The organism is Marinobacter qingdaonensis, from assembly GCF_034555935.1.
Lineage (GTDB): Bacteria > Pseudomonadota > Gammaproteobacteria > Pseudomonadales > Oleiphilaceae > Marinobacter > Marinobacter qingdaonensis.
This window is the reverse complement of sequence record NZ_JAYDCJ010000003.1, coordinates 1906769-1929233: the sequence shown is the minus strand read 5'-3', so window position 1 is coordinate 1929233 and position 22465 is coordinate 1906769. Positions and strand designations below refer to the sequence as shown.

The 22465-nt window shown below is 57.4% G+C and carries 18 protein-coding genes; 12 read left to right on the top strand and 6 right to left on the bottom strand.

Going from position 1 to position 22465, the window contains the following annotated elements; translation table 11 throughout:
* Positions 1-14: 14 nt before the first annotated feature.
* From U5822_RS12085 to U5822_RS12070, 4 genes are read right to left on the bottom strand one after another with little or no spacing between them, the layout of a single operon-like run.
* On the bottom strand, positions 15-908 hold the full coding sequence (locus tag U5822_RS12085; protein ID WP_322855874.1) for a glycosyltransferase family 2 protein: 894 nt from the start codon (positions 906-908) through the stop codon (positions 15-17).
* A gap of 31 nt (positions 909-939) precedes the next feature.
* Positions 940-1644 carry a hypothetical protein gene (locus U5822_RS12080; protein ID WP_322855873.1) on the bottom strand — a complete coding sequence of 235 codons (705 nt, stop codon included), beginning with the start codon at positions 1642-1644 and terminating at the stop codon, positions 940-942.
* Between the two features lie 8 nt (positions 1645-1652).
* On the bottom strand, positions 1653-3359 hold the full coding sequence (locus tag U5822_RS12075; RefSeq protein WP_322855872.1) for a hypothetical protein: 1707 nt from the start codon (positions 3357-3359) through the stop codon (positions 1653-1655).
* A gap of 58 nt (positions 3360-3417) precedes the next feature.
* The gene (locus U5822_RS12070; protein ID WP_322855871.1) at positions 3418-3858 is read right to left on the bottom strand and encodes a pilin; all 441 of its coding nucleotides are present in this window, start codon (positions 3856-3858) and stop codon (positions 3418-3420) included.
* A 340-nt stretch (positions 3859-4198) separates the two neighbouring features.
* Between U5822_RS12070 and pilB the strand changes: the two genes are divergently transcribed.
* The 12 genes from pilB (at position 4199) to U5822_RS12010 (ending at position 18128) form a co-directional block, all read left to right on the top strand.
* Positions 4199-5914: a type IV-A pilus assembly ATPase PilB gene (gene pilB / locus U5822_RS12065; protein ID WP_322855870.1), complete on the top strand. Its 1716-nt coding sequence runs from the start codon at positions 4199-4201 to the stop codon at positions 5912-5914.
* Positions 5915-5916: 2 nt separating this feature from the next.
* Complete coding sequence (locus U5822_RS12060) at positions 5917-7134, top strand: type II secretion system F family protein (RefSeq protein WP_322855869.1); 1218 nt, start codon at positions 5917-5919, stop codon at positions 7132-7134.
* Positions 7135-7223: 89 nt separating this feature from the next.
* Entirely contained in the window at positions 7224-8099 is an 876-nt protein-coding gene (locus U5822_RS12055; RefSeq protein WP_322855868.1) for a prepilin peptidase, read from the top strand.
* Between the two features lie 3 nt (positions 8100-8102).
* The gene (gene coaE / locus U5822_RS12050; protein ID WP_322855867.1) at positions 8103-8702 is read left to right on the top strand and encodes a dephospho-CoA kinase; all 600 of its coding nucleotides are present in this window, start codon (positions 8103-8105) and stop codon (positions 8700-8702) included.
* Entirely contained in the window at positions 8665-9792 is a 1128-nt protein-coding gene (locus tag U5822_RS12045) for a hypothetical protein (protein WP_425259128.1), read from the top strand. The genes coaE and U5822_RS12045 overlap by 38 nt, the downstream gene beginning before the upstream one ends.
* Positions 9793-9794: 2 nt before the next feature.
* The gene (tsaA, locus tag U5822_RS12040; protein ID WP_322855865.1) at positions 9795-10538 is read left to right on the top strand and encodes a tRNA (N6-threonylcarbamoyladenosine(37)-N6)-methyltransferase TrmO; all 744 of its coding nucleotides are present in this window, start codon (positions 9795-9797) and stop codon (positions 10536-10538) included.
* Positions 10539-10665: 127 nt separating this feature from the next.
* Positions 10666-12933 (top strand): response regulator, encoded by a 2268-nt coding sequence (locus tag U5822_RS12035; protein ID WP_322855864.1) that lies wholly within the window; start codon positions 10666-10668, stop codon positions 12931-12933.
* A gap of 48 nt (positions 12934-12981) precedes the next feature.
* Positions 12982-13170: a DNA gyrase inhibitor YacG gene (yacG, locus tag U5822_RS12030; protein WP_322855863.1), complete on the top strand. Its 189-nt coding sequence runs from the start codon at positions 12982-12984 to the stop codon at positions 13168-13170.
* 120 nt (positions 13171-13290) lie between these two features.
* Complete coding sequence (locus U5822_RS12025; RefSeq protein ID WP_322855862.1) at positions 13291-13854, top strand: YfaZ family outer membrane protein; 564 nt, start codon at positions 13291-13293, stop codon at positions 13852-13854.
* 134 nt (positions 13855-13988) lie between these two features.
* Positions 13989-16157 (top strand): hypothetical protein, encoded by a 2169-nt coding sequence (locus U5822_RS12020; RefSeq protein ID WP_322855861.1) that lies wholly within the window; start codon positions 13989-13991, stop codon positions 16155-16157.
* Between the two features lie 112 nt (positions 16158-16269).
* The gene (locus tag U5822_RS12015; protein WP_322855860.1) at positions 16270-17196 is read left to right on the top strand and encodes a glucosaminidase domain-containing protein; all 927 of its coding nucleotides are present in this window, start codon (positions 16270-16272) and stop codon (positions 17194-17196) included.
* A 38-nt stretch (positions 17197-17234) separates the two neighbouring features.
* Entirely contained in the window at positions 17235-18128 is an 894-nt protein-coding gene (locus U5822_RS12010) for an acyltransferase (RefSeq protein ID WP_322855859.1), read from the top strand.
* Here U5822_RS12010 and U5822_RS12005 read toward each other — a convergent pair.
* Positions 18125-20815 carry a LuxR C-terminal-related transcriptional regulator gene (locus U5822_RS12005; protein WP_322855858.1) on the bottom strand — a complete coding sequence of 897 codons (2691 nt, stop codon included), beginning with the start codon at positions 20813-20815 and terminating at the stop codon, positions 18125-18127. The two genes, U5822_RS12010 and U5822_RS12005, sit on opposite strands and share 4 nt — an antisense overlap.
* Positions 20816-21086: 271 nt before the next feature.
* Positions 21087-22448 carry a DUF1329 domain-containing protein gene (locus U5822_RS12000; RefSeq protein ID WP_322855857.1) on the bottom strand — a complete coding sequence of 454 codons (1362 nt, stop codon included), beginning with the start codon at positions 22446-22448 and terminating at the stop codon, positions 21087-21089.
* Between the last annotated feature and the right edge of the window lie 17 nt (positions 22449-22465).

Genomic DNA, 22465 nt, shown 5'->3' with positions numbered 1-22465 from the left:
CGCACAGCAAACAATCAGTCAACATCGTCTCGGTCTAGATTTCCACTGTCTCGCTGATCTGTATCCTTGTACATAAGCGTTGTAATCTGCTCAGAGACCAAGCCTACCAGGAACACCAAGAGTGACGTTGTAAACATCAGGGCGCTCATATTCGTGAACCTGCCCATGCTAAAAAAGGTGTAGCCGTAATATCCTGCCCCAAGTAGTAGCACTGCCAGCGATGCAGGCATGAAAAGCTTCAGCGGGGAGTAGAGTGTTCCGATCTTGAAGATGATAAGAAGAAACCTGATCCCATCCTTGGCAGGCTGGATATGACTTTTCCCCTCTCGCCTGCCCACATCTATTGGTTCATAACCTACCGAGTAACCAGCCCGAAAAAAGGCCATTGTCGACGTTGTTGGATATGAAAAGCCATTCGGCAGCAGATTTAGAAATTGCAGGAACAAGCTTCGCTTGGCAACTCTGAATCCAGATGTCAGATCCTTGACCTTTTGCCCACTCATATAACTGGCGAGCCAGTTGTAAAACCTGTTAGCCACTCCTCTCCCGAAATTCGCCTGCCCGCTGCTCGTCCTCGACCCGACGACCATATCGTAACCGTCACTTAACCGGGACAAAAGGCGAGGAATCTCGCTTGGTTTATGCTGCCCGTCGGCATCCATAAAAACGAGGACATCGCCGATCGCATGCCGTGCTCCAGTTTTTATAGCGGCGCCGTTGCCTTTGGAGTATGGATGAGAAAGGACCCGCGCACCCTTAGCTTCTGCAATTTCGCCGGTCCCATCTGTAGAGCCATCATCAACCACAATGATCTCATCCACCCACCGACCGGCACGAATCTGACCTACCAGTTCTCCGATGCTTTGAGCCTCATTCTTTGCCGGTATGACTACCGTTACCTTCTGCATGTTCAGGATTTCACCGTCAGCTTGAATTAGTTTACTGCCATGGGTTTGTCGCAAACACCTTCAGAATTTCGATTGCATCCAGATCAAAAACAGCCGTAGCAGACTGGTCGAAGCTGTATATCAACGGCACTTTCAAAGGATCACAACTCCGGCTTTCAAGGGGTCGTTCCTCATCCGCCCCCGGAGCATTAGAACACAACCTTTCAATCATTTTTTCTCGTTGGTATTCGATCCGCTCGTATCGATTGGGACGATATTCGATATCAGGCTCACCTCCCATCACGCCCAGAAGATTGGATAAATCGGTTTCACTGAATTTCCGCGCAGCGACTAATGGAGGTTTTTCACCTGCGAGGACCATTTCAGCCAAGCCCACCGGAATATGATCGGTAGGTATCTGATGGGCCTGAACGACGACAAATCGATCAACAGAGAATACTGTCAGTACTGGTCGATGAGAATATGCATAGTGCAAAGCCAAGAACACTACACAGAATTTGATCAGGTAAATCACACTAAGATCGTTCAGGTAGGCGACGCTATCCGCTTTGTAGACAAACCGTCCGAGTATGGGCCCCAACATGAGCAACAGTGCCACGAATACATAGAATTTGGGCGCCACCTCAAAAAGACTGTAGTAATAGTCCGGGTACCAACTCCTCAGAAGAATCAGCACCAAGACCCCTAACGTCGCAGTTTCCAGCAAACCCACCAAGATTATGGTGTTCTTTTTCACGAACAAATTCACTTCAGAAAACGCTCATAACGCACTAACACCTGCCTCGCATGCTTGCCTGAAAATCCGTCATTTTCCTGGCATGCACTGATAATTGCCTCTAGTTTCGCATCAGCGATCGTGCAATCGCCCCTCTCCAGGCATCGTAAAAGGCTGTTAAGGTAATTGAAGTTGTTGTTAGAGAACGGAGCTTTGCCCAACCGAAAGAGCAACGCGTTGAAATGGCCGCTTCCCATTTCATAGCCCTCAAGACCTTCCATCATCAGTAGACCAAATAGCCCGTCTGTATAACTTTGTCTGAGCTCGGCACTTTTACCGAAATACAGGCTAGCCCATTCCAGAGCCTCGATTTTCTGGGGAGATGCGTCAAGTGTTCGGGCGTATGTCGCATACTGCTTGCCCATTCCATAGTTTGCCCTCGGGGACTGAGGATGATTGGACACTTCAGTGACCACATGAAAAACCGGCTCTCCCCAGATTGCAGCTCTAGCCGTTGTTGTCACCCCAAAGAAAATGATCAGACAAGCTGCAGCAAATCCCCTGACACGATCAGTTCTCTGGGTACCTCTAACAAAAACATAAGCCACAGCGAAGAGAACAGAAAAGCTTGCGAGGTAGTTACGGTGTTCATGAACCAACTCTAGTGCGAAAACACTCGATTCGAGCAAATGGGCAGCCAGAAAAAATAATACGCCAAAGCCAAACACGGGCAATTTTCTGGAGTAAATCAGCGCACCCAACGACAATGCAGCCAGGGTGACTACCGATAAAATCGTGGTCCAAGGAGAAAAGAGCGATTTCGACACAACGAAATCGTCGTGAAATAGTCCCAAAGAGCTGTTGATAGGCAGGAGTATCTGGCCAATGTAATAGAAAAGAACTCGGGCCTCAGTGAGCAGACGCTCACCTAGAGTGAAATCTCGCCTTGCATAACCATTCAGGATCCAGTCAGGAAACACGAGGAAGTATGCAGAGACCACTATTCCCGGAATCAGAAGAAGACCAACAAAAGAGTAAACCAGCGGACGACTGACCCTCTGCTCGCCGGCAGCTCGGAACCTCAGAAACAGAAACTCTAAGATGAGCAGGTAGACAGGCAATAGTATCGCGTTTTCCTTACTCGCGAGAGCAAGCGGCCAGCAAATCAAGAGACTAGTCACGAACAGAACGGTTCGTGCAACGTACCTTTCCTGCCCGACTAGCTGCCTTGCCCTCAAATAAGCAAGCATTCCGAGCAAAGTAAAAAGTGCACTGAGACCCGCCATTCGCTGAACAGAGTACAGCACTGTTGTTAGGTTGATCGGGTGCAGAAGCCAAAGCAGCATAACAAGGAAGGCAAAGAGCCTCCGACGCGGGGTAGGAATGTCGCAAAGGTATTCACATAGAGAAAGGGAAATAGCGTATATGGTCACCCCGCAAAGCACGTGAATTAAAAGATTGACCAGCTTGAAATAGAACGGATCGAATCCAAAAAACACGTAATTAAGCGCAAAACTAAGCATTGCAAGCGGGCGCCCCAACGGCCCCGCCGTTCCCGAAAGCGCAGCGTCCCAGAGCGCTTTGAAGCTAAGGGAATCCTGCTTTAGGGATTGATTACCAAGAATATTCCATTCATCGTCAAAGTAAAAACCGCCAGACAACCCAAGAACGTATGCTGCGACTGTCAGGACGGCGGCACATAGAAAGTGAAAATAGATGTTGTTTTTTATCCACATAATAAAAAAGCGCCCGAAGGCGCTTTCTCCTGTCGTCCAATATCAGACGAAGTCTAACTTAGCGACAGTTGGAAGGCAGGTACTTGGCATCCAACGAGGTGGCTGCGCAGACCCAGGTAACACCAGTAGAGCTACCAGTACCGGTCAGCGTGAATTCATCACCTGCAGTTACGTCGCCACCCAAGGCCTCAACGCCCATAGTAATTACGCCTACGGTAGCGCTGGTTCTGGAGTAGGTCATGTCCTGAACCACATCTGTTGAGTAGTTCGCTGCAGCGTCCAGGCCCGCAGTCGCCTGGTCAGCAGGCATGGAGCCCTGAGAAATGTAGTATTCCGAGACTGCAGTCTTGGCCTGAGAGGCAATGGCCATGGCTTCAGTCACTTTTGCACGAATGGTGTAATCTTGGTAAGCCGGAATTGCTACCGCAGCCAGAATACCGATGATCGCTACTACGATCATAAGTTCGATCAAAGTAAAACCCTGCTGTGTTTTTTTCATGCTTATCTCCAATTTTTCTCGGTTTTGCCCCTCGCCAGAGCGGCCTGCCAATCACTCTGCACTCATCGTGCCAAAACTAAGATTTAATTTTTCTTGTTTTTTTTCAAAATCTTACACTCCGATCCATCGATGGCTAGAGTAATTTTCACATCCGGATACCGTACCAACATTGTCACCATATGACGCATTTCGTCACATCATTTCGATGCACTGAGCAACTATCTGTTACCGTGCATGCTACACATTAATAAACTTTCAAAAGCTATTCGCTCCATCTAAACTCAGACCTACTGATTAAGAAACCATGTTTCAGCCACTTAGCCGATTTTTTTGACTTCCTATGGCAACTAACCAGAGCAATGTAACTCTCACCGGACTGGCCAGGCGCTTCGTTGACGACGGTATTCTCGACGAACGGGTGGCAAAGGATGCATTCCTTCAAGCGTCTCAAAACCGCATCCCGCTCATCACCTACCTGAGCCAAAACAATCTCGCAGACAGCGCAAAACTGGCGTTCTCCGCAGCAATGGAATTCGGGACTTCGGTGCTTGATCTGGACGCTTTTGCACCCGAAATGCTTCCTGAACAGCTAGTCGATGAAAAACTGCTTCGAAAGCACAATGTTCTGCCTCTCTATAAGCGTGGGAATAGGCTATTCATAGGGGTTTCCGACCCAACAAACATCCAGGCTCTCGACGAGATAAAATTCAATACCGGCCTGAGCACGGACGCCGTTCTGGTGGACGACGCTAAGTTAAGAGCGGCTATCGACAAATATCTCGAGTCTCAGGATACGTCAATGGGAGACCTCGAAGATGCTGATTTGGAGGGCGTGGAAACGGAAGGCGGCGACCAGGATGACGATAATGCCGTAAACGCCCATGAGGTGGACGACGCACCAATTGTAAAGTATGTGAACAAGATGCTCCTGGACGCCATCCGTGGCGGTGCATCGGATGTACACTTCGAACCTTATGAGAAAGTTTATCGGGTACGTTACCGGACGGACGGTATCTTGAAGGAGGTATCTCGCCCATCTATAAAGCTGGCACCGAAAATCTCTGCGCGCGTAAAGATTATGGCGCAGCTGGACATTTCTGAGCGTCGCGTTCCCCAGGATGGCCGAATCAAAATGAAACTGTCGAAAACCAAGGCCATCGACTTTCGAGTGAACACGCTGCCCACCCTTTGGGGAGAGAAAATTGTTCTTCGAATACTTGATCCGAGTCAGGCGAAGCTTGGCATTGACATCTTGGGTTACGAAGACGATCAAAAACAAATGTACATGGAAGCCTTGGAGCAGCCGCAAGGCATGATCCTCGTAACCGGCCCAACTGGTTCCGGCAAGACCGTATCCCTGTATACCGGTCTGAATATCCTGAATACCGCCGAACGCAATATTTCAACGGCTGAGGATCCCGCCGAGATCAATCTGGAAGGCATCAATCAGGTCAATGTGAACAACAAAGTCGGCTTGGGGTTTGCCGAAGCCCTGAGGGCATTCCTTCGCCAGGACCCTGATGTCATCATGGTTGGTGAAATTCGGGATCTTGAAACAGCCAATATCGCGATAAAAGCAGCACAAACTGGCCACCTCGTTCTATCAACCCTACACACCAACAGCGCTGCCGAAACGCTCACTCGAATGATGAACATGGGCGTCCCTGCATTCAACATCGCGACCTCAGTCAGCTTGATCATCGCACAGAGACTTGGTAGGCGACTCTGCAACAATTGCAAACAAGCGGCAGACATTCCCAAAGACGTGCTCCTGACCGAAGGGTTCACACAAGAACAAATTGATACAGGCTTCACGTTGTACCGCCCAAAAGGCTGTGATAAATGCAATGGTGGATATAAAGGCCGCGTTGGGATCTACGAGGTGGTCAGGATTACGGACGAACTGGCAAACATGATTATGGAAGAAGCCAGCTCCATTAAAATTGCAAAACAGGCTCAGGCGGAAGGTTTCCGGAATCTAAGGCAATCAGCGCTCCTTAAAGTGATTCAGGGAGTAACAAGTCTAGAAGAAGCTAACCGCGTGACGAAGGATTAAGCATGGCAGAAAAAGCGCAAAAGCTGGAATCGTACGTTTGGGAAGGGAAAGATCGGAAAGGGAACAAATCAAAGGGCGAACTTACCGGCCCTAGCCTGGCTCTCGTGAAAGCGCAGCTGCGCAAACAAGGGATTATTGCAGATAAAGTCAAGAAGAAGCCCAAGCCTCTGTTCGGTGGCAGCAAAAAAATAACACCTTTCGATATCGCGATGTTGACTCGCCAACTCGCCACGATGATGAAAGCGGGCGTACCGTTGGTACAAAGCTTCGATATCGTTGCGGATGGTCTTGAGAACAAAGGACTCCAGGAATTGGTCATTCTTATCAGGAATGACATTTCCTCCGGCACCAGCTTCGCCGGCTCCCTGAGGAAGCACCCAAAGTACTTTGACGACCTGTACTGCAACCTTGTGGATTCAGGCGAAAAGGCGGGCGCACTTGAACAGATGCTCGATCGAATTGCCACCTACCTCGAAAAAACTGAAATACTGAAAAAGAAGGTGAAAAAGGCAATGACCTATCCGATTGCAGTTGTCGTGGTTGCAATCATCGTCACTGCCATTCTTCTCATCAAAGTGGTGCCGCAATTTGAAGCGCTTTTCCAGGATTTCGGAGCGGACCTACCCGTTTTCACTCAGTTTGTCATCCGCATATCTGAATGGCTGCAAGAATGGTGGTTTATTGCACTGCTTGGATTAGTAGGGGTCATTTTCCTCTTTAAAGAAGGCCGGCGCAGATCTCCAAAATTTTCCGACCTCGTCGACAAATATTTCCTCAAGATTCCCATTATGGGTGAGATATTGGATAAGTCCGCTGTCGCAAAATTTGGCAGAGTTCTATCAACCACGTTTGCGTCAGGTGTCCCTCTCGTTGATGCATTGGACTCAGTTGCCGGCGCAACGGGTAATGCTGTATACCGCGATGCCATCATGAATATCAAAGCGGATGTTTCGAGCGGTACTCAACTGCAGGCGTCTATGCGGCAGCAAGACCTCTTCCCTGTGATGGCAGTGCAGTTGACTGCCATCGGTGAAGAGTCGGGTAATCTGGATGAGATGCTTGAGAAAGTTGCAGAGCACTACGAAGGCGTCGTCGACGACATGGTGGACAACCTAACCGCCCTTATGGAACCGATGATCATGGCCGTGCTCGGCGTACTCGTTGGCGGCCTCATTATTGCCATGTACCTCCCAATTTTCCAGATGGGTCAGGTGGTCTAGAACACATCAACTTTTCGCGCCAGATACAGTCAGGTCAGATTTTTTGGAATCTGACCTGACTCTGCTTATTAGTTTACTCAGGAACTTTCATGCCTGCTCTTGATACACTCTTCGCCACACCTTGGACGCTTTACGTTGCAGTTGCACTTATCTCTCTATGCATTGGCAGCTTCCTGAACGTAGTCATTCTGCGCCTGCCAAAGATGATGGAACAAGACTGGCGCTGCCAGTGCGAGGAGTTCCTGGAGCTACCGGACAGTCAGAGAAACCCTCAGGAACCGATTACGCTCTCCAAGCCCGCATCCACCTGCCCTTCTTGCGGCCATAAGATCCGGGCCTGGGAAAACATTCCGGTGGTCAGTTACCTGCTTTTAGGAGGTAAATGCGCCTCCTGCAAAACCGGCATTTCACCTCGCTACCCCCTGATCGAGGCTCTGACCGCGCTGCTTTCGATTGCGACCATTGCCCTGCTCGGCCCGACCGAAAGCACCTTGTGGGCGCTGTTGCTGGTGTGGGCCCTGGTGGCGTTGACCGTGATCGATTTCGACACCCAGTTGCTGCCCGACAGCATCACGCTGCCTTTGATGTGGCTGGGCCTGGTGCTCAACTACTTCGGTGGCCTGACCGATTTCACCAGCGCCTTCTGGGGCGCCGTCGCCGGTTACCTGTCGCTCTGGTCGGTGTACTGGCTGTTCAAACTGATCACTGGCAAGGAGGGCATGGGCCACGGGGATTTCAAACTGCTTGCCGCGCTTGGCGCCTGGCTGGGCTGGCAACTGCTGCCGGCGATCATCCTGTTGTCCTCCCTGGTGGGTGCAGTCGTAGGTATCGGCTTGATGGTGTTCCGCAAGCACGGTCGGGAAGTGCCCATTCCTTTCGGCCCTTACCTGGCCGCCGCTGGGCTGCTGTGCCTGTGGTTCGGCCCGGCGATCCAGGACTTCTGGTTTGGCTTTCTGGGTGTGTAACTGATGGCAATCGTGGGCCTGACCGGCGGCATAGGTTCCGGCAAATCAACCATCGCCCGACTGTTTGGCGAACTGGGCATCCACTGGGTGGATGCCGACAACGTGGCCCGGGAGGTGGTGGAGCCAGGCACCTCTGCGCTGGAAGCCATCGCCGGGCATTTTGGATCCGATATCCTGGACGCCAACGGTGCCCTGGACCGGGCCAAACTGCGAACCATCGTCTTCGAAGCACCGGAGGAGCGAACCTGGCTGGAATCGCTGCTGCATCCGGTCATCCGGGAAGAGCTGATCCGGCAGCTGCATCCAGCCGACTACCCTCATCCTTACGTGCTGCTGGTTACCCCCCTGCTGTACGAGACCGACCAGCACCAGCTGGTGGACTACTCGGTGGTGGTGGACGTACCCGTGGAGGTACAGATCGAACGCACCATGAGCCGGGACACGAACACCCGCGACCAGGTGGAGCGCATCATCGCCGCACAGATGCCCCGGGAGGAGCGGCGCGATCGGGCCGACGCTATAATTGATAACAACCGCCCGTTGGCTGACGTGGAGCGTCAGGTCCATGATGTGCACAAAAGGATTTTGGTGGATCTTGTCTGAACGACCGCTGTTTTACCGACTGATCACTCTGGCGGCCCTCCTCTTTTGCCTCGCACCTTTCTCGTCCCAGGCGGCCGAACCCGTGTTTGAAGTGCAACAGCGCCAGGTGCCCGACATCCTGGCGCCGGAAACCCTGCCTCTGGATTTCTACACCTTCTCCCCGGAGGAGTACTGGGCGGAGCCCCTGGATTCCTACTGGATCAATTTCAGCAACTGGGTGCTGCTGCAGGGACGGACCCAGAACCCCAAGGTCGAGCGCCTGGGTCAGTGGGCAGATCGGACGCTCTCCGGCAGCGACTACGGCCTGCCCAATAACGCCAGTTACCTGCGAATCGGGTTTGCCACCGAGTCCGAGTACGGCAACCCGCTTCAGTTTGAGCCGGAGGCCCGCTTCCGGCTGGACGTTCCCACCGCGCGCCGCAAGCTGCGCCTGGTGATCGAGAGTGAGAGCGAGGAACTGATCCCCCTGGCAGAGCGGCAGCGAGATCGCCAGCTAACCCAGCCCGAACGCTCTGACACCGAAACCACCGGGGCCCTGCGTTTACTCTCACAGGTTGGCGACGCTATCAATCTGTCGAACGATGTCGGGGTTCGGTTGCGCCTGCCGCCGGATGTGTTTTGGCGGGCCACGGCACGCAAACAATGGCAATTGGATAAAAACTGGTTGCTGAGAGCCCAGCAACGGTTTTATTACTTTCACAACGATGGCTGGGGCGAACGCACCTTACTGACCGCCGGCCGCGACGTCAGCAAGGGCTGGTATTTCGTGTCCTCCTCAGAACTGGAATGGATCCACGACGAGCGCGAATTTGTGGCGGCCCAGATTTTCAGTGTTGATAAACGCCTGAACAACCGCTCCACGCTGACTCCCCGGTTGGGCGTACTCGGTGAAAGCCAGCCTAGCTGGCGCACCACCACCTATTTTGCCGACCTCACCTATCGCTATCGGCTGCACAGCGACTGGGTCTTTGGCGAAGTCATCCCGGCGCTGGAATTCCCGCGGGACGAAAGCTTCAAGGACCAAGCGTCGCTGGTACTGCGCATTGAACTGTTCTTCTCCGGCAGCCTGAAACGCCCTTATCTGGATTGACCATGCCCCGACACCCATCCCGCCCCGCCGCGGACGCACTGACCCTGTCGCCCATTGCCTATACGCGCTCCTGCTTTCGCGACAAGTTTGGCGTACCGCGCCAGCCCGGCCTGACCCGACATGCCCACGCGGAACTGGTGATCGAATCACCGTTCGACCGTGAGGATGCTTTTCGGGGCCTGGAATCGGCCTCGCACCTGTGGCTGACCTTTCAGTTTCATGAGGCGGTTCGTGCCGACTGGCGCCCGGTGGTCCGGCCGCCACGCCTGGGCGGTAACAAGAAGATCGGGGTGTTTGCCAGCCGCTCGCCGTTCCGGCCCAACAGCCTGGGGCTGTCGGTGGTTCGCAATCGCGGACTGGCCCGCAAGGAAGGCCGCCTGGTGCTGCACATCAGCGACCACGACCTGATCGAGGGCACCCCCATTCTGGACATCAAACCCTATCTGCCCTTTGCCGATTCGGTGCCGGATGCGTCCCTTGGCTGGGCCGATTCGCCACCCACCGAGCGCCTGCCGGTCCGTTTTCATCCAGAAGCCGACGAGCAGCTCAAGCAGCTGCCATCGGACCGCTATCCGGAACTGCGGCTGCTGATTGAGGATGTGGTCGGCTACGACCCTCGCCCTTCGTTTCGCCGGGGAACGGAAGAAGACCGCATCTACGGCGCGCACCTTTACGATCTGAACGTTCGCTTCCAGTTTGTGGCCGATGACTCCGGTGAACGTGTCGAAGTGCTAACGGTCTGTTAAACTCTCCTTGGTCATTTTGTAGTCGACACAGGGAATTCGTGCATTGCCTTCTAAACGTATATTGACGCGTCTTGGAATCCGGCCGCTGGCTGCGCGACTGCTCGCCTACGTCTTGCTGTTTAGCCTGATGTTTTCCCTGATCGCGACCGGCGTTCAGATGATCGGTGAGGTCGAGCGCCGCAAGGCCGAACTCCGGGATACCCAGACCAAGGCCGCGGAATTGATTTCCGGCAGCATGAGCAACAACATCTGGCTCATGAACTACAGCGAGGTGGCCAACAGCCTCGACGATATGAAGGCGATCAACGCCATCCAGCATGCCCGGGTCATGACTTCCACCGGAGACGCATTCACCACCGGCACCTACCCCGAGGGCCGGGTGATCTCCCAGACGTTTCCCCTGGTGTTCGACCGCTCCAGTTTCCAGGCTCCGGAGAATGTCGGCGAACTGACCCTGACCTCCTCGGTCGAGCAAATCCACGACGACCTGTTCGACCGGGCTCTGGTCAATCTGTTGGTGCAGTCCATCGTGGTTATGCTCGGCACCCTCGGGCTGCTGGTGATTGTCCGCCTGACCCTATCGCGACACCTGGAAACCATGGCCGATTACGCCGCCCGCCTGAACCTGGACGCCCTGGTCGATCCTCTGAAACTGAAACGGACCGAACCCAAGACACCCGATGAATTGTCCGAACTGGAACAGGCCCTGAACAAGATGCGGCTCCAGATTCTCGACGACACCCAGTCGCTGCGCCAGACCACCTTGCAATCCCAGGGTGAGCGGGACGAGGCGGTGCGAGCCAACCACGCCAAGAACCAGTTTCTCGCCAACGTCAGCCACGAACTGCGCACTCCCCTTCAGTCGGTGCTGGGGTACGCCAACCTGCTCACCGACACGCCTCTGGATCAGGACCAGCGGGAATACGTGCAGACCCTGCTGAGCGCCTCGGAAAGCCTGTCCGCTATTATTAATGACCTGCTGGACATCTCCAGCATGGAAGCCGGCAAACTGGTCCTGGACCAGATCCCTTTTGACCTCCGGGAAACCCTGAACGATCTGGTGCACATGCTGGGCGCCCGGGCCCGGGAGAAGGGCCTGGCCCTGGAACTTCGCATCGACGAAAACCTGCCCTGGGCGCTGGAAGGCGACCCGGTCCGGCTCCGGCAGGTGCTCCTGAACCTGACCTCCAACGCCATCAAGTTCACCGATTCTGGCCATGTGCTGATCAGCATTGAGGTGCTGGGCCGACGCGACAACCAGGCCCGTTTGCGCCTGGCGGTCGAGGACACCGGGGTGGGCATCAATCCGGAAGACATCCCCCTGGTGTATGAACCCTATGTTCAGTTGGGGCAGCGCTTCCAGCGCCAGTTGCCGGGCGCTGGCCTCGGCCTCACCATCTGCCGGCAGCTGGTCAACCTGATGGACGGCTCGCTCGATTTGGAAAGCCGCCCGGGTGAGGGCTCCACGTTTTGGATCGAGCTCAATCTTCCGGTGGCTCCGGAGAGCTCGGCCAGGGTTCGCCCGGACACCCGCATGGTTCGCAACAAACGCATTCTGGTGGTGGACTCCTACGAGCTGTCCCGCAAGATCACACTGGAAATGCTGTCCCGACACGATGTCCACATCGAGGCCGTGAAATCCGCCGGCGAAGCCCTGACCTCCCTGCGCCAGGCGTTCGACAGCCTCCAGCCGTTCGACGCCCTGATCCTCGATGGTTTCGTGCCCGATATGGACAGCGACCTGCTGTGCCGGCAGATCCGCAGCAACCCGCAATGGTCGGAGATGCGCCTGCTGATCCTGTCGTCGAACCCGCAGCGGGGCGACGCTGAACATTTTCGTCAGGCGGGCGCCGACGCCTTCCTGAGCAAATCCCTGCGTGAGTCCTGCCTAACCCCGATCCTGAACCAGCTGTTCGTGGACGCGAATAAGCGCGAACGCCCCTTCCTGACACGCTTCTCGTTGCAAGCGGTGAGTGAGTTCTCCCGCCGCCGCGAATTGCCCTGCGGCCGCATGAAGGTACTGCTGGTGGAGGATAACCCGGTGAACCGGACGCTGACCCAGAGACTGCTGGAAAAACTCGGATGTGATGTGATGACCGCCAACGACGGCGAAGCCGCCGCCAGCCTGTGGCAGTGGCACCCGTTTGATCTGGTCTTCATGGATTGCATCATGCCCCGGGTGGATGGTTTCGAGGCCACCCGACGGCTGCGGGAATGGGAAGCAGCGAACAAGCGGCAACGAGTGCCGGTGGTGGCCCTCACCGCCAGCGCCATGGAGGAAGACGAAGAAAAATGCCGCCGCGCCGGCATGGATTCTTTTGTGGCCAAGCCGGTCAATATTGAAATGCTACGGGCAGTGCTGGAACAATACTCGCCCGAGTCCGTCGCTTCCTGAGCAGGTGGCGGACACCTCAACCGGAAACCGATCAGATTTAAGGCTCCCATGAACGTCGAATGCCCCACCTGCAAAAAGTCCGTGGAATGGACCGAGGCCAACCCCTACCGCCCATTTTGTTCGGAGCGCTGCAAACTCATTGATCTGGGCGCCTGGGCCAACGAGGAATACCGGGTTCCAGCTGAGAACGTTTCACCGGACGATCTCGATCAAGGCGATGACGAAACCCGTCACTGAAGCACCCGCGACCGACCGCGAATCCAGATTAAGCACAGCTTACGGCCATTTAAGTTGAGCCCTTGATGGGGGCCGGCTAAGATGCCCCAACGATTTTAATAACTTACGAAAGGTGCATGCATGAAAGTATCCCGTATTTCGCTGTTGGTACTGTCACTGGCCTCGGCCCCCGCGTTCGCCGGCGACGTAGATCTGAGCCTCACCGACGACTCCGTGAAAGGCCAAGTCAACTTCCTGGGCAGCCAGGACGATCTGCAGATGGGCGCCGGTTACACCTATCGTGAAGGTGGCCTGGACATTCTGAACCTGGATTTCCACGCTCAGGGCCGCACCGCTGTCGGCAACCTGCCCACCACCGCCGGCCTTGGTATGCGCGGCTACGCCTGGGATGCCGACAACAGCCTGGACGGCGGCGCCATCGGCCTGGGCGGCTTTGCCACCATGAACATCCCCAAGGTACCCGGCCTGTCCGTCACCGGCAGCCTGCACTACGCCCCGAGCATCCTGTCGTTCGGCGATTCCGACGACCTGACCAACCTGGAGCTGCGGGCCAGCTACCGTGTGATCCGTAACGCCGAGGTCTTCGCCGGCTACCGTTACCTGAACACCGAACTGGACAGCCCCTTCCGCGGCGATGTGGATCTGGACGACGGCGTTCTGGCGGGCATGAAGATCTACTTCTGATCCTGCCTCCGGTCCCGGATTCTCCAATCCAGGAAGGCGCCCTCCGGGGCGCCTTTTTCGTGCCGTCCCTCACGCTTTGCAACACACCCAATTGATAGACTTGATGCCTGAATTTCTTGCACGGACAGCCAGGCATGCGTTTACTCCCCGGATTGGCGATATCTACCACCCTGCTTCTTTTTGCCGGCTGCGGTGGCGGCGACGATGCCCTCAGCGACACCCGCAATAACCCGAACGATTTTGGCGGCGCGACCAACTCGATAAACGACTTCAGTCAGGGCAGCACGGGGGATTCCACCAACACCAGCGGTCTTGAGGCCAACGAGGTCCGGATCACCCTGGAGGTGCCGGGCAGTTACGCACCCGATGCCGAGCTCACCCGCCGCAACCTGAAAATCGTGCAACCGGACCGGGTCAGCGTTTACGCCACCAACACCGCGCTGCAACACCTTGGCTCCATTCCGGTCACCACGCGCACCGACGCCAGCGGCAATACCATCATCGCCTTCGACAACGGCCAGCCCCTGGCGCCCGATGTCATCATTGAAGCCCGCTTCGGCAACGCCGTGATGCGCTCCCTGGCAGCCGATGCCGACCGGGATGTAAAAATTAACCCATTCTCCGAGTACCTGGTGCGCAACACCCTGCCCAGATACAGCGAAGACGAATTCCAGGGCATCCTCGACTGCGTCAACGACACCGGCGGTAGCCTGTGCCTGAACAAGTATGTCTGGTCGACCCTGGCCGACCAGGTCCACGATTTCGAGATCGACATTCCGGCCAACGCCACCGTCAACAGCGCCCTCGAGTTGCTCGGCGAGCGCGGCGACTTCGCCCGGTACGTTGCCGCCATGGCGGACTATGCCCTGCTGGACGAGGGCTCCTCGGGCAAGATCAGCGCCAGCTCCGCTGATTACAACTCGGTGTTTCTGGGCATAGAGCTGGGCCAGACTTTCCTCGAGAGCACCTTGGTCGACTCTGGCCAATGGAGTGTGCGCACCGCCCAGGAGGAGCGACTCGAGGACGCCAACGGGGTTGGCTACGTTTACCCGGCGCTGACGCTGACCAGCTTCGACACCTTCAACATTCGAGTGACCTCCCTGGCCAGCGACATCCCCTACGACCGGGAGACCCTCATTCATCAGGAGGGCAACAACTTCTTCTTCCGTGGCCCGGGTATCTGGGAGCGCAACACTCACGCCTCGTCGCCAGGCGCGGCCACCTTGCTTGAAGACCAGCGCCTGCTGGCCGGGCGGGCGCTGTACCAAAGCATCACCGAGCGTGACACACGCACCCTGGGCTGGACGCGCAACCCCTACTACCTGGACGCCTACACCTCGGCGCCGGAGTCAGATAACACTGGCCCGGACCGGGTGGTGAGTGGTTACTTCAGTGCCGGCAAGGCCATCGAGCTGGAGTCGGCGAACGGCGGTCTCAGGCGCGGTGACACCCTTGAGGATCATTACCTGTCGGTGCTCGAGCTGGACCTGCTGCGCCAACCCGGCTTCAACCTGGACACCCTGAACGGCAAGGATTACAACGTGGTCTACCTGGCCCTGCTGCTGGGCGACGGGAGCACACCCGTGACCCTGGAATCAGGCTTTGGCACCTGGCAGATTTCGGGCAATTCAGTCAGTCAGACTCAGGCGGTGTCCCAGGTTTTCCGGGACAGCTCCGGGGCCGTCGCCTCCGACGATGCCGGTACCCTGACCCAATCCTGGACCCTGAGTCAGCGCACCGCCCGGCTCAGCTCCGGCGACCAAAACATCGGGCGCCTGAACCTTGATGTCAGTACCGCATCCGGTATGTTTGACCAGCCCGACATTGGCGTAGGCGCCAGCACGCCGGACGGCAGCCTGTTGGCGTTTAACCTCGACGACAGCGGCCTGGGTGATGGGCTCCTCGTGGCCGCCAGCCAAGCCACGGCGTCACTTCCGACGTCCGGCCGCTTCCGGGTGCAGGGCATTCAATTGGGAATGGCGTCCGACATCAATCGGCTGACCCATTTCGAAAACGCGGTACTCACCCTGCAGTCCGCTACCTCGGCCACGCTCGAGCCGCACAATCTGGAGGTTGTGCATTCGGTCAGCGGCGAATCGGTATCCACCCCGGCCTCACAGCAACCGGACAACATTGCCCTCGCCTACACCGGACTAGGCAATGGCCAGGTCAGTCTCAGCGCCGCCAATCTGCTCCTGGAAGGTTTCTACACCCAGGACCAAAACCAGTTCTTCCTGCGCCTGAGGGACACGATAGGCGGTGAGGAACAGATTGGCCTGGTGCTGGCCACCCGCATTCCCTGACCACCCGAGGATCAAGCGCTTCCCCCTGGCCCCTGCGGCCATGGGCCATCAGGCAGACGTCCCCGTATTAACTGTTATAATCTAGAGTCGAAAGTTTCTGACGTGAGGTTGTATGTCTGCAGTAAAACGGGCCCTGATGCTGGTTGTACCAATGATTGCGTTTGCCGTCGGGGGCGGCCTCTACGTGCCACCGACGACCATGGAAAGCACCGAAACCGGCTCGGAATTGCCCTTGCTGTCGCTACCTTCACTCCCCTCCTGGGCCAACGAAGCCCTGCCGGATTTCGCCGCCTACCGGGATACCACCGAGAAGAAGGCCGCGTTTTTTTCATTCCTGTACCCGCGCATCGTCCTCGCCAATTCGCGGATTCTGCTCGAACGAAGTTACCTCGACAGCCTGGCTGGCAAGGACACCCTGAGCAAGAAAGAGCGGCAATGGCTGAAAGCCCAGGCCGACCGGTTACGGGTGGACGGCAAGATCGGCTCCGACCAGCAATTCGCCTTGCTGCGCAAACGTCTGGACGTGATACCACCGTCGCTGGTGTTGGCCCAGGCCGCCAATGAATCCGCCTGGGGCACCTCGCGCTTTGCCACCAAGGGCAACAACCTGTTCGGCCAGTGGTGTTTTTCCAAGGGCTGCGGGCTGGTCCCCCGCGGACGGGTTGAGGGCGCCAGCCACGAGGTCGCGAAATTCCCGTCACCGTATCGCTCGGTCCGGGCCTACATCCAGAACCTGAACCGACACGAGACCTACCAGACGATGCGAGACATCCGCCAGGAAGACCGCCTGGCCAACGACCCGCTGTCCGGCGTTGACATGGCCCAGGGGCTGTTGGGGTACTCGGAGCGGGGCGAGGAATACGTCGAAGAAATCCGCGCGATGATCCACTACAACAACCTGTCGTTCTACGACGAAGATTTTCGGGACGCCATCAAGGACACCAGTCCCGACAACCTGCTGAACCAGGCCTCGGCATCCAACGCTACTCGCTTGCTGCCCGGGCAGAAAGGTCCGACGAAAATCCCGGCCGAAGGCTGACACAACTTTAACCCTCTAACCCTCAGAGACCATCTGGCATGCTTCATTTTTTGCCTGCGCCGCTCAAGGGAACCCTGGCGGCGCTGTTGATCCTGTGCAACACCCTGGTTCTGTTCCCGGTCCTCCTGGTGTTTGCCATCACCAAACTGGTTATTCCCCTGGCCCCGGTCCGTCGCGCCTGCACCATTGTCCTGAACCGGATCGCCTGGATCTGGATTGGCTTTAACAACCTCCTGATGGATGCACTTCACCGCGTCGAGTGGGACGTACGCGGGGCCGAGAAACTGAGCCCGGAGCACTGGTATTTCGTTACCTGCAACCACCAGACCTGGGCCGATATCCCGGCCATTCAGTACGTGCTGAACAGCCGCATTCCATTACTGAAGTTCTTCCTGAAAAAGGAGCTCATCTGGGTGCCCCTACTGGGGGTGGCGTGGTGGGCATTGGATTTCCCCTTCATGCACCGGCACACCAAGGAGCAAATCGCGCGGCGGCCGGAGCTGAAAGGCAAGGACGTGGCGGCCACCCAGGCGGCCTGCGAAAAATTCCGTTTCACACCGGTGACCATTTTCAATTTCATGGAAGGTACCCGTTTCACGCCCGACAAGCACCAGCGGCAGAACTCACCCTACGAAAACCTGTTGAAGCCACGGGCCGGTGGCACTGCCTTCGTGCTCCAGGCCATGGGGGACATGATCCACACCATGCTGGATGTCACCATCGTTTACCCCGATGGCCGGGCCGGGTTCTGGGATTACCTCTGCGGCCGGATCCAGCGGATCACCATCGATATTCGCACCCGTGAGATACCCGAGCGCTTCCTGGGTATGGATTACGAAAACGACCGCGAAATTCGCAGGGACTTCCAGCGCTGGGTCAGCGAGCTCTGGGCCGACAAGGACGCCCGGATTGCGGCCCTGAAGGCCGCCTAGAGCAGACCCAGCTCCCGTGCCCGGACGATGGCCTGGGTTCGGGATTTGACCTCCAGCTTGGCATTGATTCGCCGAGCGTGGGTTTTGACGGTGTGCAGCGAGATGTGCAGCTTGTCGGCGATCTCCTGATTGGACAGGCCCTTGGCAATCAACTCGAGAACGCCCTGCTCGCGGTCGCTGATCGGCTCTGCCAGGGCATCGACCGACTCGCTCTCCACCCGCAACTCGAACAAACGGCCAAGCGCCTCTTTGAAGGGGCCGGCCGCCAACTGGCCGAAGCCTTTCTCCATCAGCGGCTGAAGCTCCGAGCGCAGCTCGGCAAATGGGCTGATGAAATGCTCGCGAGCGGCGTCGGCCACCGCCGCCACCAGAATTTTCTGAGCCGCGGTCGCGCCCTTCTCCTCCTGCACCAGGACCGCATCCAACAGGCGGATGTGCAGATCGACACCCCAGGGGATGACCCCGTCAAAGCGGGCGCGGATGGCCTGCAGGGTTTCCCGGGCCCGAACGACATCTCCGCGGGCGACTTCCACCCTTACCTGCATGCAATCGAGCAGCCCCGGCATCATTGGAAACAGCTCCGGTACGCAGCCGGCCTGACGATAAGGCTCCAGCTTCGCGACCGCCTGGGCGGCACTCTCGACCTGATTCTGAGCCAGCCAACAGCTGGCCTTGAGGGCTTCAAGCACCGGGACAAACAGGGCTTCGTCGACCTGCCAGGCGTGCATGGTTCGCTCAGCCCGTCCGATCCAGACAAAGGCATCCTTGAACTTGCCCGCCGCCCGGCACATCAGAATCCGGATGGTCATGGCCAGCAACAAGCCCAGATCCCGGGTTCGCTCCGCGTGGCGGCCACAGGTCACCAGCAGCCGGTCGGCTTCGCGCTCACGGCCCTGGTGCCAGAGCACCAGTCCGAGGTTGAGCTGCAACCGGGTTTCCCCGATCCTTGCGGGCCGGGACAGTTCATGCATAGCCGTATCCAGACCGGTACGCAGCAGTTGTTCCGCGTACCGAAGGGCGCCCTTGCCCAACTCGATGCGGGCGTGGGAATAGACCGCCAGCGCCTCGGAACCGGAGTCACCGGCTTCCCGGGCCAGGCGGGACGCGGCCCGGTTGGCTTCCCGAGCCTCCGAAAATCGCCCGGAGGCACACAGGGCACTGGAGCGCACCATCTGGGTCACCAGTTGCCCCTGGGTCGACAGCCCACCCACCGTCAGGGCCTGGTCGGCCATTTCCAGCGCCGGGACAACACTGCCCTCACCGCGAAGAATGAACGCTTTCAGGGCACAGATCCGGGCGGCGTGCTCCTCTTGCTCGGCGCTGTCGAGCCCGTCGATAAGTGCGCGGGCCTGACGGAACTGGCCACCAATGGCGTGAACCCAGCTATACACGATGCGCAAACGCGCACTCCGCTCCAGGAGCTGGCTGGGCAGACTTTTCCGAAGCTTGAGCAGCGACGCCGTATCCTGTCCCAAGAGCAGTGCTTCGGACCCCTCGGACGCAATTTCCAGTACCCGTTCGTCGTCACCGGCCAGCAACGCGTATTTCAAGGCCTCGGGAATCTGTTCCCGCTCACCAAACCAGTAGCTCGCCCGGGTCATACGCTCGGTGTGACCGGCCAGGGCGGGCGTTCGCAGCCATTCCTGCAACAGAGGGTTGAACCGGTACCAACGGCCCCGACCGGCCATGGTCCGCAGTGGCAGTCCCAGTTCAATAGCTTGGGACGGCATCAAGCCAATGTCCGGCATGACCGGCGCCAGTGCGGAAAAGAGCTCGTCAGAACAGAGCTCCAGCTCCGCCATCACCCGCAGGGAGCGGCGCTGCGCTGAGGTCAGATTGCCCAGAACCGAGTCCTTCAGGAAACGCTCAATGCTGTTGGTTTCCTGCACCGGTCTCAGCTCGGCCTGCCGGTCAATTTCACGGCGGTAGAGTGCCAGGGGCGTGGGCCAACCCTCCGTGACGTCGTACAGATTGTCCACCGCGACACTGGTCAGCCGGTTCTGCTCCAACAGGGAGCTGAAAAAATCGAAGGTTTCCGAGCGGCTGAATTCGAGCACCTCGCCGCCCAGACGGCTGAACCGGTTTTCCAACTCCAGGGCATGGGTTTCGAACGGGAGCGCCCGGCGTGACATCAATACCAGCGACAGCTGTTCCGGCAATTCGGTCACCAGCTGCTGAAGCAGGGCCACAACCGCCGGATTGCCCAGGTTGTGGACATTATCCAGAACCAGCACGCGACGCTTGGCCGAGGCCTCCCGTTCCAGCGCCACCAGCATCATCGCCAGGGCATCGGAGAAGGACGCGCCGCTTTGGAGATTGCTGTCCGAGGCTTCGGGCAGATCGAGGGCGATGGAGATCAGGGTGAGAAACCGGGACGGTGAATTGTCCTGGCCGTTCAGCGGAATCCAGCGCAACGAGTCGGTGTCGTAGCCACCAGCTCGCAGTCCGGCGCACACCGAATGGGACTTGCCATAGCCACACGGCGCCTCAACAAACAGCGTACCTCGAGCCACCACGGCTTCGGCAATGCTGCGGTCCAGGGCCGGTCGGCTCAGCGCGCCTTCGGGCACAGGAGGCACGATGAGTCGCTGCCGGAGCAGGTCCCTGACCAGTTCCCCGCGCTGGAGACCACTGTTCGCTGATTGGAATTCGTCGTTGGCTGCACAGCCATCGTTGAATGGTTTCACGCACTGCCCCGTTTCCAAGCGGTCCGAACCTGGGCTACCCCGGGGACCGAAAATTGCTGCGTTGCACTGACTTTTGGGTGGCTTCCGTCGTTGGGTAAGCCTTTAGTATGAGAGGAAGGTTAAACCAATTCAGGGGCGCGCTGCAAAATTTTGACGGGAAAGGATTTTATCGGGTGGCGGTTTTCCAGCAACGGCGGCTCGGCTACCGGTGAAGCCGGCGCAAACAAAAACGGCGGGCCACTGGCCCGCCGTTTCGATACTGCGTTGAGGCTTAGCGAGTGCCCGCTCGACGCAGAGCCGCCGGCGTGTAGTCACGGGACTGGCGCTTGGCACCAAACTCGTACGGATCGGCTTCTTCGTTAGTCAGACCCAGCGCCAAGTAGCGACCGGACAGCAGGTCATACAGCACTTCGATCGCGTACCAGGGCACGTCCTGATCGTAGAACTGCATGGCATGGGCTTCCGCTACGCGCCACAGCTCACCACGGCCGTCGTAATGGTCGATGACCGAGGCCTGCCAGGAGTCTTCATCGATGAAGAAGTCACGCTGAGCATAGATGTGACGCTCACCATCTTTCAGGGTGGCGCGAACGTGCCACACGCGGTGCAGCTCGTACCGAGTCAGATCCTGGTTGATGTGACCAGCCTTGATGATTTTGTCGTAGCTGAGACTCGGATCAACCAGCTGGTAGGAGTTGTACGGGATGTACATCTCTTTCTTGCCCACCAGCTCCCAGTTGTAGCGATCCGGCGCACCGTTGTACATGTCAAAGTTATCGGAGGTACGCATACCATCGGCTGCGGTACCCGGTCCGTCATAGGCGACCTGAGGCGCGCGACGAACACGACGCTGACCGGCGTTGTATACCCACGCCCGACGGGGCTCGGCGACCTGGTCAATGGTCTCATGAACCAGCAGGACGTTACCGGCCAGACGAGCGGGTGCGGTGATGGCCTGCTTGAAGTAGAACAGTACGTTCGGGTCTTCGTTCGGCTCGAAGTCCTGCAGGGCGGTACGCCAGGTGAACTCGTCCTGGAACTTGACCACCGAGTACGCGCCGCTTTCGGTCGGTGTTACCTGACCGACGTTCCGAGCCACCGAACCACCCCGATAGCGGGTAATGTGGTTCCAGATAGCCTCGAGGCCATTCTGCGGAATCGGGAACGGGGTCGCCTCGGTGTAGTTGCCCAGGCCGTTACCGTTCTTGATCAGCTCGACCTTGGTGGCGTTCGCCATGGTCTGCTTCTCCACCTCATCCGGGTAGGTAGCGGTACGGTGCGTCTCGTACACCGGCATGAAGTAATCGTCGTAGCGCTTGATCATTGCGATCTGACCCGCGGACAGGTTTTCCGCATACTGGTCAACGTTGCTCTGATCAATGACGAACTTCGGTTTTTCACCAGCGAACGGGTTGGTGTAACGACCGTCGCCCTTGTAGCTGGCCGGTGGCGTACTGAGTCCGCCGTCCCATGCCGGGATATCGCCGCCGTTGCCGGCTTTCTCTGCGCCAATTGGGGTCAGGGAATCACCCAGCTTGGCCGCTTCCTCGGCAGAAACCGCACCATGGGCCTGACTGGCAATCACACTCGCAGCCAATACACCCGTGGCCAGAAGTTTCTTGTTCAGTTTCATTTAAAGTACCTCGTTAA